Consider the following 14,480-nt stretch of genomic DNA (forward strand, 5'->3'; position numbering starts at 1 on the left):
AGGACGTGACACCTCGGTCAGGCCTCCAGGCCTGCTCGCCGACAGGCTGGGCGCCATGACCACCCCAGCGATCCGCGCCACCGGGCTGCGCAAGCAGTTCCGCCAGGCCGACGGCACTCCCGTGCTCGCCGTCGACGACGTCGACCTGACCGTCCACCCGGGCGAGATCGTCGCCTTCCTCGGACCCAACGGCGCCGGCAAGACCACGACGGTCGACATGCTGCTCGGCCTCACGGCGCCCGATGCCGGCACGGTCGAGGTCTACGGCACCTCGCCGGGCGAGGCCGTACGACAGGGGCGCGTGTCCGCGGTGATGCAGACCGGTGGCCTGCTCAACGACTTCACCGTCGCGGAGACCGTGCGGGCGATCGCCGCGCTTCACGGCCGGTCCGACCGCGTGGAGGTCGTCATCGAGCGGGCCCACCTGGCCGAGCTGGCTGGGCGCCGGGTGGAGGCGCTCTCGGGCGGCGAGCGGCAGCGGCTGAAGTTCGCGCTGGCGTTGCTGCCCGACCCGGACCTGGTGGTCCTCGACGAGCCGACCACCGGCATGGACGTCGGTGCGCGCCAGGAGTTCTGGCAGGCGATGCGCGCCGACGCCGCCCTCGGTCGCACGATCGTCTTCGCCACCCACTACCTCGCCGAGGCCGACGAGTTCGCCGAGCGGACGGTCCTGATGAACCACGGCCGGATCGTCCACGACGCACCGACGACCGACGTCCGGGCGGCGTACGGCGGACGCACCCTCACCTTCCGCCCGCCGGCCGGGGCGGTCGGCGCCGACGGCATCGACGCCGACTGGCTGGGGCAGGTGCACCGCGCCCTCGAGCCCCTCGGCGTCACCGACGTCGACGTGTCCGCCGCGAGCCTCGAGGCGGCGTTCCTCGCCCTCACCGCAGACGACCAGCCGATCGGAGCCGCACGATGACCACCGCCCTCAGCGCCGGGACCGGCGCCGCGGCCACCCGCACCGATGACGGCGTACGTCCTGCTCCGCGACCGCGGATGGCCACCTACGCGCGCCTCGACCTGCGCCGCCAGCTGCGCGACCGGATCGGCATGTTCTTCGTCGTCGGTCTGCCGACCTTCATGTACCTGGTCTTCGGGATCGGGTCCGCCGACCCCGTGGGCAGCGGCAACGTCGCGATGTACGTGATGATCTCGATGGCCGCCTACGGCGCGGTCACCGCGACCACGAGCGTCGCGGGCAGCGCGGCCACCGAGCAGGTCATGGGCTGGGGCCGCCAGCTCGGCCTGACGCCGATGCGTCCGGTCGCGTTCGTGGCCGCGAAGGCGGCGGTCGCCATGGCCGTCGCCGCCGTCCCGGTGCTCGCCATCTTCGCCATCGGTGCCGCCACCGGCGCCCGGGGCCACTGGTCGGACTGGGTGCTCGCCGGGGCGCTGGTGTGGCTCGGCTCGGTCCACTTCGCGGTCTACGGCCTGGCGGTCTGCCTCGCCTTCCGCGGCCCCAACGCGCCTGGCATCGCGTCGGGGATGATCGTCATCCTGGCGTTCCTCGGCAACGTGTTCACGCCGATGAGCGGCTTCATGCTCGACCTCGGCCGGTTCACTCCCCTCTACGGCTACGTCGCCCTGGCCCGCTTCCCGCTCACCGACGGGTGGCTGCCGGTGGGTGGCCGCGACCCGCTGTGGCTGCCGGTCGCTAACGTGCTCGCGTGGACGGTGATCTTCGGCCTGGTGGCGCTGTGGGGCGTACGCCGGAGCCGGGCGCGCACGTGACCACCTCCTGCGACGCCGAACCGCTGCCCGACAACCCCTGGGAGAAGTGGGGGTGGGCCTTCGCCGCCATCTGGTTGGTCTTCCTCACCTTCCCGATCATCGCCGTCGCGGAGTCCGAGGTGTCGGTGGCGGCCACGGTGGGGGCTTTCCTCTGCATCGCCGGGTTCGCGGTGGCCAACGTGCTGGGCTACTCCTCCCGCCTCGATCCGTGGTGGGCGCTCGGCGCGATGGTCGTCCTCGCGCTGGCCACCGCACCGGTGATCGGGATCGGGATCATCTCGTTCACGCCCTACCTCGCGATCCTTTCGGCGCTCAGGCTGCCGCGGCCGGCCTGGAAGTGGGCGGTGGGCCTCTGGGCGGCGTTCCCGCTGCTGTCGCTGCTCGACATCGACGGCTTCCCGACCTTCTTCTTCCTGATGCTCTGGCCGGTCATGATCGGCGGGGTGATGCTGCGGATCTTCGGCGAGCGCGAGCAGCTCGCCTACGCTGCCCGCGGCGAGCACGCCATCGTCGCCGAGCGCGAGCGGGTCGCGCGCGACGTGCACGACGTGCTCGGGCACTCCCTCACCGCGCTCTCGGTGAAGGCCGAGCTCGCCGCCCGCCTCATCGACCTCGACCCCGCCCGCGCCAAGGCCGAGCTCGAGTCGATCCAGGCCACCGCACGCCAGGCCCTCGCCGAGGTGCGGGCCACCGTCGGCGGGCTGCGCGCCGGCAACCTCGAGGCCGAGCTCGCGGCCGCGCCCCGGGTCCTCGCCGATGCGGGCGTCACGACGCGGGTGGAGGGCAGCGTCGCCGACACAGACCCGCGGCACCGGGCCTTGCTGGCCTGGGTGCTGCGCGAGTCGGTCACCAACGTCGTACGCCACGCGCGGGCGCGCTCGGTGGTGATCGAGCTCGGCCCCCGCGGGATCGCCGTCACCGACGACGGCGCGGGCTGCGACGGCGCCGAGGGCAACGGGCTGCGCGGCATGCGTGAACGGGTCGCCGGCGCCGACGGGACGCTCAGCATCGGACCGGCCGACCCCGGCACGCGGGTCGAGGTGGCGCTGCCGTGATCCGGTTGCTGCTCGCCGACGACCAGGCGCTCGTGCGCGGGGCGCTGGCCGCTCTGCTCGACCTGGAGTCCGACCTCGAGGTCGTCGCCCAGGTCGGCCGGGGAGACGAGGTCGTCGACGCCGCACGCACCTCCGGGGCCGAGGTGTGCCTGCTCGACATCGAGATGCCCGGCCTCAACGGCATCGACGCCGCTGCCGCCGTACGCCGCGAGCTGCCAGGGGTGCGCTCGCTCGTCGTGACGACGTTCGGCCGACCGGGTTACGTACGCCGCGCGATCGAGGCCGGCGCGTCGGGGTTCGTCGTCAAGGACACGCCCGCGCGCCAGCTCGCCGACGCCGTGCGCCGCGTGCACGCCGGGTTGCGGGTCATCGACCCCGAGCTCGCCGCGGAGTCGCTGGTCGACGGTCCGAGCCCGCTCACCGGCCGCGAGAGCGAGCTGTTGACGTACGCCCTGGACGGGTCACCGGTCGCCGCCATCGCGGCTCGGGTGCACCTCTCCGAGGGCACGGTCCGCAACCACCTGTCCGCGGCGATCGGGAAGACCGGCGCGACCACCCGCAGCGAGGCGGCGCGGATCGCCCGGGACCGCGGCTGGCTATAGCTCGCGGCGCTCCTCCACGTGGGTGCTCCTGGAGCGCTGATTGTTCATCACGAGGCCGAGCACCAGCGCGAGCACACCCGCGATGACGAGGATCCAGCCGACGGTGCCCGGGTCGACGACCTCCTGGACCGAGGCAGGGAACTCCTTGATGGCGAAGAGCAGGATCAAGCCGATGACGAGCAGGAGGATGCCGATTCCGATACCCATGACGACTCCTTCGACGAGGTGGCCCGCGGGGCGGGTGCGACCGGCAGGGAGCTGGTCCCTCCCGGCAGCGTAGGGCCGCGCACGGGCGAATCCGAGCACCCTCACCCTCGGGTGTGGCTGGCACCGCCGCCTACCCTTCCCCCATGACCGACCCCACGGCGACCGACGCCGAGAACCTGTCCGTCCTGGTGACCGTGTGGTGGGAGGCCGTCGACTCCTTCGCCGCGGTGCTCGAGCACGTCGGGGACGACGAGTGGTCGACGCCGACCGACCTGCCCGGCTGGGACGTGCACGCCGTCGCCGCCCACACCGCCCACCTCGAGGCCCTGCTGGCCGGACGACCGCACGACGACGTCGAGGTCGTCGACGCCCCGCACGCGCGCGGGATGATGGGGCAGTTCACCGAGCAGGGGGTGATCGCCCGCCGCGACGTCCCCGGCGACGCGCTCATCACCGAGATCCGCGAGTCGACGACCGCGCGGCACACCCAGCTGCTCGCGGATCCGCCGACGGACGCGTCGGCTCCGGCGCCCGGCGTCTTCGGCGCCATCGGCTGGACGACCGGACAGCTGCTGCGCAACCGCCCCCTCGACGTGTGGATGCACGAGCAGGACGTACGCCGCGCGTTGGGGCGGCCCGGCAACCTCGACTCCGCCGCGGCGGTCCACTCGGCCGACCACCTCATGCAGAGCCTCCCGTTCATCGTCGCCAAGCGCGCCGCGGCACCGGCCGGCACGGTCGTACGCCTGGACGTCTCCGGGCACGCGCCCGTCGCCGCGGTCGTCGGCGACGACGGTCGGGGCCGTCTGACCCCCGGCGAGGACGGCGAGCCGACCGTCGCCCTGACGACGGACCGGGAGACCTTCGTGCTGCTGGCGGGCGGCCGACGCGCGGCCCGTCCCGGCGACGTGCGCGTCACCGGTGACGCCGAGCTCGGCGCACGCGTGCTCGCCGCGATGGCGGTGACCCCGTGAGCGGCGCCGCCTGGACGACGGCCGACATCCCCGACCAGACCGGCCGCACGGCGCTCGTGACCGGACCGACCCTCGGCGGGCTCGGGTTCCACACCGCCCTCGAGCTCGCCCGCCGGGGCGCGCGGGTGGTCCTGGCAGGTCGTACGCCCGACAAGCTCGAGGCCGCGGCCGCGGCGATCTCCGACGGGGTCCCGGGCGCCCGGACGGAGCACCTCGTGGTGGACCTGTCCGACCTCGGGTCGGTGCGCCGTGCCGGCGCGGCAGCGGCCGATCTCGGGCCGCTGGACCTGCTGGTCAACAACGCCGGCATCATGGCCCCGCCGCTGCACCGGACCGTCGACGGCCTGGAGTCGCAGATGGCGACCAACCACTTCGGCCCGTTCCTCCTGACGGGTCTGCTGCTCGAGCAGCTCGCGGCGTCGGGCGACGGACGGGTCGTCACCCTCTCCTCGCAGATGCACCGGGTCGCGCGGTCGGCGCCGCTCGGCGACCCGCGGGCGCCCCGGCGCTACAGCCGGTGGGGCGTCTACGGGCAGACCAAGCTCGCCAACCTGCTCTTCACGTTCGAGCTCGACCGCCGGCTGCGCCGCGCCGGCCTGCCGGTCCGCGCCCTCGCGGCCCACCCCGGCTTCGCCGGCACTCACCTCGCGGTCAACGGCCAGCTCGGCACCGCGCAGGGCCGCCGTGCTGCGATCCTGGACGCCGCCGTCAAGCTGGTGGCGCAGTCCGCGGAGGCCGGCGCCTGGCCGACCCTGATGGCCGCGACCGCGGACCTGCCGGGCGGGACGTACGTCGGTCCGCGCGGGCCGGGCGAGGCGTCGGGCCCCCCGCAGGTCGTGGGCACGTCCGCCCTCGCGCGCGACGAGGTGGCCCAGCGTCGGCTGTGGGAGACCAGCGAGTCGACGGTGGGCCTGAGCTGGCCCTAGCGGCTGCGGTCGCGGACCCGGACCAGCCCGGCGAGGGTCCCGATCCACGCGGCACCGTCGCGGTCCAGGGTGATCCGTGACCCGTCGCTGCCGGCGAGCAGGCCGGTCCCGGTGCGTACGCTCCATCGGTTGCGGCCGGTGTCGGCGTCGAGGGCCGTGAGGTACCACGCGCTGACGCCGACCAGGGACGGCCTCTTGGTCCAGGCGTAGAGCAGCCCGTTGGCGTGGCTCGCGACCACGCCCGACGCCGGCGAGACGGCGTCGCTGGTCCAGGCGAGCACGCAGGCGCCGTCGACGAGGTCGACGCGGGCGATGCCCGGCTGGGAGGTGAACCCGAGCAGGGTGCTGCCCGGGGACGAGTAGCCGTCGTTGTTGACCACCGCGACCCCGGTGCCGAGCGGGGCGAGGTCGCTGTCGGTGCTGCCGTCGCCCTCCTCGAAGACCGACTGCCGGCACACCTGCCGGCCGTCGGCGCCGGCCACGAGCAGCACCCCGAGACGGCCGTCGACCTCGTCGGTGATCGCCACGACGCCGCCGTCGAGGAGGACGGGCGCGGACCCGCTGGACCCGGCGTACTCCGTGCGCCAGACCGGCTGGGGCGTGCCGTCCGCCCCGAGCGCCAGGCGATGCAGCGCCTCCTCGGTGACGACGTACGCACCGCCCTCGTCGGTCGTCAGGTCGCGCGCGACCTCCTCGGCGAGGTCGGTGACGCCGACCTGCCCGGTGGCCGGGTCGACGGTGCCGACGAGCCCGGCCCGCGACACCCACCAGATCCGGCCCGACCAGTCGGGCGCGACGCTGACGAGGCAGTCCCGGTGCGGGACGTACGGCTTGAGGTCCCACTCGTCGGCGGTCGCCAGGCCGGGCTCGCCCTCGGTGGCGGTCCGGACCGCGAGCACCCGGCGGTCGCCGCTCGCGACCACGGCGCGGTCGGTCGCGTCGACGTAGCCTGCGTCGCCGTCGCAGGAACCCCCGTCGTCGGTGTCGTCCGGAAGGTCGGGGAGCTCCTGCGTCGCGACCGGCCGGAGGGACTCGGGGTCGACCAGCCGGACGCTGCGCCCGGACCCGCTGGTGCAGAGCGCGACGAGGTGGCCGGTCGAGATCGGCTCGAGCCGGCCGCAGCGCTGCAGTCCGTACCACGCCGTGTCGACCTGCGGCTGGTGGCCGAGCGGGCCGGGACGGGCGGTGGGGGGGCCGGCGACGCGGTGGGGGTTCTGGCGGGCCTCGGCGACCTGGACGGGGTGCGGCGACGCAGGGCGCCCGACGTACGACGGCCCGGACCGCACGCCCGGCGCCGGCGGGATCGGCAGCCAGCCGTCGGGCACCACGACGACCACGGCGGCGACGACGGCGACGGTTGCGGCCGTGCCGGCGGCCGCCCGGCGGCTCACGTACGCGCGGTCCTGCACCCACCAGCGCACCTGCGGGACGCAGAGGAGGGCGGCGGCGAGGAGCACCACGACGGGGCCGAGCGACACCCAGAGCAGGGCGAGTGCGCCGACCAGCCAGACCACCGGGCGACTCTAGGTGAGCCGTCCGTCCGCTCGGCGCAGGCGCATCGGGACGGCCCGGTGCGGTCGGTCACACCCTCCGTACGCGGTCAGTCCATCGCGACGTGCGGGTGCGGTGCCGTGAGCGTCAGCTCGGCGAAGACGCCGTGCCCGCCGCCACCGCGCAGGAAGACGCGCGAGCGCCGGGGGGTGGGCACCCGCGTCGGCGGGGCCTCGTGGATCGGGATCGGCTCGTGGCCGACCTCCGGCTGCCGTGCGACCAACGACCCCGTGAACTGCTCGAGCGACTTGATGCGCCCGGTGAGGTCGATCCCCTGGTTGTCCCGGTCGTGCTTCATGAGCCGACTCCTCCTGATCCCCACAGGCGGTCCCCCACGGACCACCCGACAACGAGGTTAGGAGCGCCTCCGGAGAGGCATCAGGGACTAGGGGAACCCTTCGGGAAGTCTGGAGGAGACGGTCTGGACCAGCCGGCCGGAGGCACCGCTTCCTTGACGGGACGCAGACGTGCGACAGACCGGCGGTCCCCTGCACCGCCGGTCTGCCTGGTGTGTGTCACGCAGCAGGCGGGCGCGCCGTGGACCCCACGTCCACCGCGCCGCGCTGCCGCGGCACCGACGGGCGCGTTCCCTGTGCGCGCACGTCGTGCCCTGGCTCCCCCACGGAGCCGATGCGGATCATCGGGCCGCGCCCGACGTACCGTTCCCCCTGGTGGTGCTCGTGCTCATCTCTTCTCCCCGTGTCGAGTGGTCACGACACCTAGGAGACCGATGGGGCCGTCCTGATACATCCGTCCCTGACGGATGTCGGAAGGACGTACGGGTCAGGCGGCCGCGCGGGCCTCGCTCTCGAGCTTGCGGCCCAGCAGGCGGCGCGTACGACGGTCGCCGGTGGCCATCTTGTAGAGGATCGCGAGCTGCTGCGGCGCGTTCTTCTTGTTCGTCGTGGCGAGCCAGCCGTTGGGCAGCGAGAGCCGGATGACCTTGTGCCAGGCCGAGGCCACCTGCTGCGGCATCGGACGTGCGCAGTAGGTCAGGTCGTACTTCTCGAACAGCGCCTGGACCTTGGGGGCGATCTCCGCGTAGCGGTTCGACGGCAGGTCGGGGAACAGGTGGTGCTCGATCTGGTGCGACAGGTTGCCCGTCATCACGTGCAGGGCCTTCGATCCGGAGATGTTGGCGCTGCCGAGCATCTGGCGGACGTACCACTCGCCCTTGGTCTCGCCCTCGATCGAGCGCTTCTCGAAGGTCTCGACGCCCTCGGGGAAGTGGCCGCAGAGGATGACCGAGTTGGACCACAGGTTGCGGACCACGTTGGCGGTGAAGTTGGCCGCGAGGGTCGGCAGGAACGAGCCGGTCGGGATCGACAGCAGCGGGTGGACGACGTAGTCCTTGGTGGCCTGCTTGCGGATCTTCTTGAGGACCTGCTTGGCGCGGCGGCGGAACTCGGGGTCCTTGGTCTGCTTCTTGGCGACGACCGCGCCGAGCTCGAGGTCGTAGGCGGCGATGCCGTACTCGAAGAAGACCGCGTTGATGAAGCAGAACACCGGCTGGGCGAGCGAGGCGGGCGTCCAGGGCTGGTCCTCGTCGACGCGCATGATGCCGTAGCCGAGGTCGTTGTCCTTGCCGATGACGTTGGTGTAGGTGTGGTGCAGCTCGTTGTGGCTGTGCTTCCACTGCTCGGCGGGCGAGGCCATGTCCCACTCCCAGGTGCTGGAGTGGATCTTGGGGTCGCGCATCCAGTCCCACTGGCCGTGCAGGATGTTGTGGCCGATCTCCATGTTGTCGAGGATCTTGGAGACGCTCAGGCCGAGCGTGCCGAGGATCCACGCCGGCGGGAAGGCGCTGAAGAGCAGCACCGCGCGCGAGCCGAGCTCGATCTTGCGCTGGGTGTCGATGACGCGCCGGATGTACGCCGCGTCGGCGGCGCCGCGGGTGTCGAGCACCTCCTGGCGGATCGCGTCGAGCTCGATGCCGAGCTGCTCGATGTCGGCCTCGGTGAGGTGGGCGATGGGGTTGGTCTGGCCGAGGACGGCCTTCTTCTGGATCGTGGTCATCGGGAGGGTTCCTTCCGGTGCTGCGGAGGTCGGGGAGGCCGCTCGGCGACCGTCACGAGACCTGCGGGGGTGTCGGTCAGTGGTCGATGTGGCAGGGGCCGGCGGCGGCGTTGATGCAGGTCTGCACCTTGATGTCGCCCGTCTCGCCGGGAACGGCGGTGGTGATGGCACCGTTGCGCAGGTCGCGGACGCTGCCCTCGCGCAGCGGGATCACGCAGCCCATGCAGATGCCCATCCGGCACCCGCTCGGCATGAGCATCCCCGCCTCCTCGGCGGCGTCGAGGATCGGCGTCGCGCCGTCGAGGTCGAGGCTGGTGCCGGAGCTGAACGTGACGGTCCCGCCGTCGCCGGGCTCGACCCGCGCGGTCCTGAACTGCTCGGTGGTCAGGCTGATGCCCGCGGCCTCGTGGTGGGCGGCGAGGGCGTCGAGCAGGCCCGCGGGCCCGCAGGCCAGGGTGCGACGCTCGGCGAGGTCGGGCACGAGCGTGGCCAGGTCGTCGACGTCGAGCACGCCGTGCTCGTCGTCGTAGCGGGCGACGAGGCGGATCGCGCCGGCGGCGTCGAGCGCCTCGAGGTCGCGGATGAAGATCGAGTCGGGGTGGCTGGGCGCCACGTGCACGACGACGATGTCGTGGTCGGCGCTGCGCGCCGGGCGCAGGACGCCGTCGTCGGTGCTGGGGAACAGGTTGCGCAGCATGCCGATCACCGGGGTGATGCCGGATCCGGCGGTGACCATCAGGAACTTGCCGCCCGCGGGCGGCAGGACGAACTCGCCTGCGGCCTGCTCGAGGTGGACGAGGGTGCCGGGGCGGGCCTCGTGGACGAGGTGGTTGCTGACGAGCCCGTCGGGCACGGCCTTGACGGTGATCGAGATGCGACCGTCGCGGCGCGGACCGTGGGTGAGCGAGTAGGCACGCCACTGGCGTACGCCGTCCACGTCGATGCCGATGCGGAGGTACTGGCCGGGCACGTGGCCGGCCCAGTCCGCACCCGGGCGGATCACGATCGTGGCGGCGTCGGCGGTCTCCGGGGTGACGGACTCGATGCGACCGCGCAGGTCGGCGCCCGAGCGCAGGGGCGCGAAGAGGTCCATGAAGTCGGCGGGAAGGTAGGGCGTGGTGGCGGCCTCGGCGACGCGGACGAGGTGGTCGCCCAGTCGACGGCTCCGGGCGCTGCCGCGTGCGGGCGGCTCGAGAGTCGTGGTCATGTCATCAAATGTCGCGGATCACGGGCCCATCTTCCTGCCCTGCGCACGTGAATCGCGTCTAGACTCTTGTTCGCTGCGAACAATCATGGCGAGGGGAGACCCCGATGGACGAACGTCCTGTGCGCCCGGGCACACAAATGCAGACGATCGTGGGTCTCGACCCGACCGTGGCCGACGCACTGCGCTCGCGCCTGGCGGAGGTGGCCGACCGCGCGGTGCTCGCCATCATCGACGAGGTGCCGAGCTATGCCGGCGCGCTCACCGGCCGGATGGGCGAGGTGATCCGCAACGCGGTGCAGCTCGCCCTCGGCGGCTTCCTCACCCTCGCCACCCGCCAGGGGGCGGAGGCCCCGCGGGCCCCGGCGATCGAGGGCGCCTACCAGCTCGGCCGCGGCGAGGCGCGCAGCGGCCGTACGGTCGAGGCGCTGCTCGCGGCCTACCGCGTCGGGGCTCGGACGTCGTGGCGCGACATGGCCGACGCCGCCGTCGAGGCGGGCATCGACGCCGGCCAGCTGGCGCGCTTCGCCGAGCTGGTCTTCGCCTACATCGACGAGCTGTCGGCGGCCTCGGTCGCCGGCCACACCGACGAGCTCGAGAGCAGCGGCCGCATCCGGCAGCGCAACCTCGAGCGCCTCGCCCGCGCGCTGCTCGGCGACGCGCCACCCGACGTGGTCACCGCAGCCGCCGAGCGCGCCGAGTGGGAGCCTCCCGGCGCCCTCACCGCGGTCGTGCTGCCGGAGTCGCAGGTCTCGCACGCGCTCACCGCGCTCGACCCGCACACCCTCCAGCCGACCGACGACGTGCCGGGGCTGCCCGAGGGGCACGCCTCGCTGCTGGTGCCGGGCACCGGGTCGGCCACCGCTCGGCGTGCGCTGCTCCGCGCACTGCAGGGCACCGACGCGGTCGTCGGGCCGTCGACCCCGTGGCTCGAGGCAGCCGCCTCGCACCGGCGTACGCTCCGCTGCGCCGCTCTCGGGCTCGAGGGCCTCGTCGACTCCGACGACCACCTCGCCGCGCTCGTCCTCTCCGCCGACCCCGAGGCCCGCGCCGACCTGCGCGCGCGGGTCCTGGCCCCGCTCGCCGACCTGCGGCCCTCGACCGCGGAGAAGCTCACCGACACGCTGCGCAGCTGGCTGCTCCACCACGGCCGCCGCGACGCGGTCGCGGAAGAGCTGTTCGTCCACGCCCAGACGGTGCGCTACCGGGTGGGCCAGCTGCGGGAGGTCTACGGCGACCGGCTCGACGACCCGGCCTTCGTGCTCGAGGCGACGCTCGCGCTGGCGTAGGTGCCCCGTTGGCGGTGCGTGAGACATGTTTCCGTCGCCCAGAACCTGCGCTGCTCACCACCCCACCGGGCCGTCCGCCTGCTGTGGTGCGTGAGGCAGGTTCTGGGGCGTCAGAACCTGCATCACGCACCGCTCGGCACAGGTCAGGGACGGGTGTACGCCGCCTCGCCGGCCACCCACGTCGCGACGACCTGGTCGGCGAAGGACCTCAGGCGCAGCGCGTGCTCGCGGTCGGAGGCGCCGTCGAGAGGATCTGCGTCGAGGAGGACGAGGTCGCCCGGGTGCCCCACCGCGACCGTCCCCCACCCGTCGGTGGAGGCGGCGAGGGCCTCGCGCGCGGTGATCGACTGCTCGGGGTGCCACGGCTCGCGGTCGTCGCCGGAGCGGTGCACGGCGGAAGCGATCGCCAGCCACGGGTCGAGCGGCGAGACCGGGGCGTCGGAGCCGAGCACGACGTCGACGCCGTCGTCGAGCATCCACCGCAGCGGGAAGCAGCGCTCCGCGCGCCCGGGCCACAGCCGCTCGGTCACGTCGCGGTCGTCGAGCAGGTGGGCAGGCTGCACGCTGGCCCGTACGCCGAGGCGCGCCATGCGGCGCACGTCGTCACGGGTGGTGAGCTGCACGTGCTCGATCCCGCCGCGCGCACCGGTGTCCTCGAAGGCGGCGAGCGCCTCGGCCACGGCCCGGTCGCCGATGGCGTGCACCGCCACATCGAGGCCACCGGCTGCCGCCCGACCGAGCAGGGCGCGCAGCTCCTCGGGGGTCTGGTTGGGCTGGCCCTCCTCGGCGCCGGCCACGGCCTTCTCGGCGTACGGCTCGCAGCACCACGCGGTGCGGGTGTTGAGGGAGCCGTCGCTGATGATCTTGAGCGGGCCCATCGTCAGACGAGGGTCGCCGTCGAGCGGGTCGCCCGAGCGCAGGCCGCGCGCGAGCACGTCGTCGAGGCCGTCGGCGTAGCACGCGTGCCGGATCCGCAGCAGGTCGGCGCCGTCGGTCCAGCGCTGGGCCCAGTCGGCGACGCCGCCGCTGAACTCGAGGTCGACGAGGCCCACGACGCCCTGCGCGGCCGCGGCCTCCATCGACCGGCGGTAGGCGTCGGGGCCGGTGCCGTCGGTGCCGAGCACCGTGCTGAGGCGGCCGTAGGCCATGAACCACTCGGCCTCGCTCACCACGCTGTCGCGGGTCGGGAGGGCGAGCATGTGGAGCGCCACGGTGTTGAGCCAGCCGTGGTGACCGTCGCCGGCGATCAGGACGATCGGCTGGTCGGTGTCGATGGCGTCGAGGTCCGAGACGGTCGGGTTGTCGGGCCAGGCGGTCGGCCGGTGCCCCCACCCGATGACTGGCAGGTCGGGCCACTCGGCGAGCCGTTCACGCACCGCAGCGACCGCGTCGGCGCTCGAGCGCGCCGGCGCCAGGTCGAGCCGCGCCGAGGCGAGCGTCCACTGGCCGAGGTGGACGTGCTGGTCCCACAGGCCGGGCGTCAGCCAGCGCCCGCCCGCGTCGTACGTCTCGCTGCCGTCGGCGCCCAGGCCGGTGCCGACCTCGACGACTCGACCGTCGTCGAGGCGTACGTCGACGAGGCCGGGCACGGCCTCGGTCACGGCCACGAGGCGGGCGTTGCGGAGGAGCATGGGCCCACCGTAGGAGGTGACGCTCACCTCTCGACCGCGACCCCACCCACCCACACGGCCAGGGGACGGGCGAGCGCGGTGACGTCGGCGGCCAGGTCACCGTCCACGACCAGCAGGTCGGCGAGGCGGCCCGGCGCGAGCCGACCGGCCGCCACGCCGCAGTCCCCGGCCGCGCCCGAGGTGGCGGTCGCCAGGGCGTCCGGCACCGGCCAGCCACCCTCGACGAGCGCCGCGACCGCCCGCCACAGGTGGCCGTGCGGCTTGGCGGGCATCGCGCCGGCGTCGAGGCCGGAGACGACACGGATCCCGTGCTCGCGCAACCGCACGCTGTTGCGTGCCACGCGAGCGAAGTGGGCGTCGCGGTCGGTGATGCCGAGGCGCTCGAGCATCTCGAGGAGGTGCGGCGGCATCGCCGAGACCGGAGGGAACCGCGACGTGTCCTGGCCGAGCGTGGGGTCCACGGTGACGCCCGCGGCCGCCACCCGGTCGAGCAGACCGGGCGGGGCACCGGCCCCGCCCTCGGCCAGGCAGGTGAAGTGCTCGAGGCCGTCGACCCCGGCGGCGACGGCGACCTCGGCCCCGGCCACGGAGTGCGTGTGGGCGAGCACCCGGAGGCCCGCCGCGTGCGCGCCGCCCACCAGGTGCCGCAGCGCGACGACCTCGAACTGGGCGCCGAGCTGGTCGCTGCCGGGTGTCAGGAAGCCCCCGCTGGCCATCACCTTCACCACGTCCACGCCCCGCTCGACGCGGGCGGACACCGCGCGGTCGAGGGTCGTCCAGTCGTCGGGATCGACCTCGCCGCCGAGGAAGTGGCAGTGCCCGAGAGGAATCGTGACCGGCGGTCCGGCGGCCACCACACGCGGGAGGCCTTCAGCCTCGCGCCCCCGGTGGGCCAGGACGCGGTAGTCCACGTCGCCGAGGTCACGGACGGTCGTGACGCCGGCCGCGACCTGCGTCGCCAGGCTCGCCGTCACCACCTCGTCCACCGCGGTGGGGGTCGCGCCCCCTGCCCACTCCAGGCTGCCCGGCGTCCCCGGGAACGCACCCGACGCGACGAGGTGCACGTGACAGTCGACGAGCCCCGGCAGGAGTGTCCCGGCAGGCAGCTCCCCGGCGGGCTGGGTCACCGGCACCTCGGGCGGCAGGACGTACGCCGCGGACTCGACGCCGACGATGCGCTCGCCCTCGACCACGACCGTCGCGCCACCCGGCAGGAACCGCTCCCCGTCGAAGGCGCGATCGGCCCGGACCGCCCACCGCCTGCCCATCCACCGATGGTGCGCCACGC

At 73.9% G+C, this 14,480-nt stretch carries 14 protein-coding genes; 7 read left to right on the forward strand and 7 right to left on the reverse strand.

Annotated features, from left to right (window positions below; all coding sequences use genetic code 11):
- The first annotated feature begins 55 nt into the window (after positions 1 to 55).
- Genes IE200_RS01390 through IE200_RS01405 form a run of 4 tightly spaced genes read left to right on the forward strand, consistent with a single transcriptional unit; the run spans position 56 to position 3,394 of the window.
- Positions 56 to 925: an ABC transporter ATP-binding protein gene (locus IE200_RS01390; protein ID WP_191277561.1), complete on the forward strand. Its 870-nt coding sequence runs from the start codon at positions 56 to 58 to the stop codon at positions 923 to 925.
- On the forward strand, positions 922 to 1,737 hold the full coding sequence (locus IE200_RS01395) for an ABC transporter permease (protein ID WP_229855946.1): 816 nt from the start codon (positions 922 to 924) through the stop codon (positions 1,735 to 1,737). Before IE200_RS01390 ends, IE200_RS01395 begins: the two co-directional genes overlap by 4 nt.
- Positions 1,734 to 2,792 (forward strand): sensor histidine kinase, encoded by a 1,059-nt coding sequence (locus IE200_RS01400; RefSeq protein WP_191277562.1) that lies wholly within the window; start codon positions 1,734 to 1,736, stop codon positions 2,790 to 2,792. The genes IE200_RS01395 and IE200_RS01400 overlap by 4 nt, the downstream gene beginning before the upstream one ends.
- Complete coding sequence (locus IE200_RS01405) at positions 2,789 to 3,394, forward strand: response regulator transcription factor (protein ID WP_191277563.1); 606 nt, start codon at positions 2,789 to 2,791, stop codon at positions 3,392 to 3,394. Before IE200_RS01400 ends, IE200_RS01405 begins: the two co-directional genes overlap by 4 nt.
- Here the strand turns inward: IE200_RS01405 and IE200_RS01410 are convergent.
- Positions 3,389 to 3,601 (reverse strand): DUF6458 family protein, encoded by a 213-nt coding sequence (locus IE200_RS01410; protein ID WP_191277564.1) that lies wholly within the window; start codon positions 3,599 to 3,601, stop codon positions 3,389 to 3,391. The two genes, IE200_RS01405 and IE200_RS01410, sit on opposite strands and share 6 nt — an antisense overlap.
- Before the next feature lie 143 nt (positions 3,602 to 3,744).
- Here IE200_RS01410 and IE200_RS01415 point away from each other — a divergent pair, with 143 nt between their 5' ends.
- Positions 3,745 to 4,575: a maleylpyruvate isomerase family mycothiol-dependent enzyme gene (locus IE200_RS01415; protein ID WP_191277565.1), complete on the forward strand. Its 831-nt coding sequence runs from the start codon at positions 3,745 to 3,747 to the stop codon at positions 4,573 to 4,575.
- Positions 4,572 to 5,501 (forward strand): oxidoreductase, encoded by a 930-nt coding sequence (locus IE200_RS01420; RefSeq protein ID WP_191277566.1) that lies wholly within the window; start codon positions 4,572 to 4,574, stop codon positions 5,499 to 5,501. Before IE200_RS01415 ends, IE200_RS01420 begins: the two co-directional genes overlap by 4 nt.
- Here IE200_RS01420 and IE200_RS01425 read toward each other — a convergent pair.
- The 4 genes from IE200_RS01425 to IE200_RS01440 form a co-directional block, all read right to left on the reverse strand.
- Positions 5,498 to 7,015, reverse strand: coding sequence for a PQQ-binding-like beta-propeller repeat protein (locus tag IE200_RS01425; RefSeq protein ID WP_191277567.1), 1,518 nt, complete (start codon positions 7,013 to 7,015; stop codon positions 5,498 to 5,500). The genes IE200_RS01420 and IE200_RS01425 overlap by 4 nt on opposite strands.
- A gap of 86 nt (positions 7,016 to 7,101) precedes the next feature.
- Positions 7,102 to 7,350: a hypothetical protein gene (locus IE200_RS01430; protein ID WP_191277568.1), complete on the reverse strand. Its 249-nt coding sequence runs from the start codon at positions 7,348 to 7,350 to the stop codon at positions 7,102 to 7,104.
- Between the two features lie 485 nt (positions 7,351 to 7,835).
- A complete protein-coding gene (locus tag IE200_RS01435; protein ID WP_191277569.1) occupies positions 7,836 to 9,068 on the reverse strand; it encodes a fatty acid desaturase family protein in 1,233 nt (410 codons plus the stop codon).
- Positions 9,069 to 9,144: 76 nt separating this feature from the next.
- Positions 9,145 to 10,275, reverse strand: a complete 1,131-nt coding sequence (locus IE200_RS01440) for a ferredoxin reductase (RefSeq protein ID WP_191277570.1) — start codon at positions 10,273 to 10,275, stop codon at positions 9,145 to 9,147.
- 104 nt (positions 10,276 to 10,379) lie between these two features.
- Here IE200_RS01440 and IE200_RS01445 point away from each other — a divergent pair, with 104 nt between their 5' ends.
- Complete coding sequence (locus tag IE200_RS01445; protein WP_229855947.1) at positions 10,380 to 11,561, forward strand: PucR family transcriptional regulator; 1,182 nt, start codon at positions 10,380 to 10,382, stop codon at positions 11,559 to 11,561.
- Positions 11,562 to 11,704: 143 nt separating this feature from the next.
- Here IE200_RS01445 and IE200_RS01450 read toward each other — a convergent pair whose 3' ends face one another.
- Both IE200_RS01450 and IE200_RS01455 read right to left on the reverse strand, forming a co-directional pair.
- Positions 11,705 to 13,192: an amidohydrolase gene (locus IE200_RS01450; protein WP_191277572.1), complete on the reverse strand. Its 1,488-nt coding sequence runs from the start codon at positions 13,190 to 13,192 to the stop codon at positions 11,705 to 11,707.
- Between the two features lie 23 nt (positions 13,193 to 13,215).
- The gene (locus IE200_RS01455; protein WP_191277573.1) at positions 13,216 to 14,460 is read right to left on the reverse strand and encodes an amidohydrolase family protein; all 1,245 of its coding nucleotides are present in this window, start codon (positions 14,458 to 14,460) and stop codon (positions 13,216 to 13,218) included.
- Positions 14,461 to 14,480: the final 20 nt, after the last annotated feature.

The organism is Nocardioides flavus (ex Wang et al. 2016) (assembly GCF_014653115.1).
Taxonomy (GTDB): Bacteria; Actinomycetota; Actinomycetes; order Propionibacteriales; family Nocardioidaceae; genus Nocardioides; species Nocardioides flavus.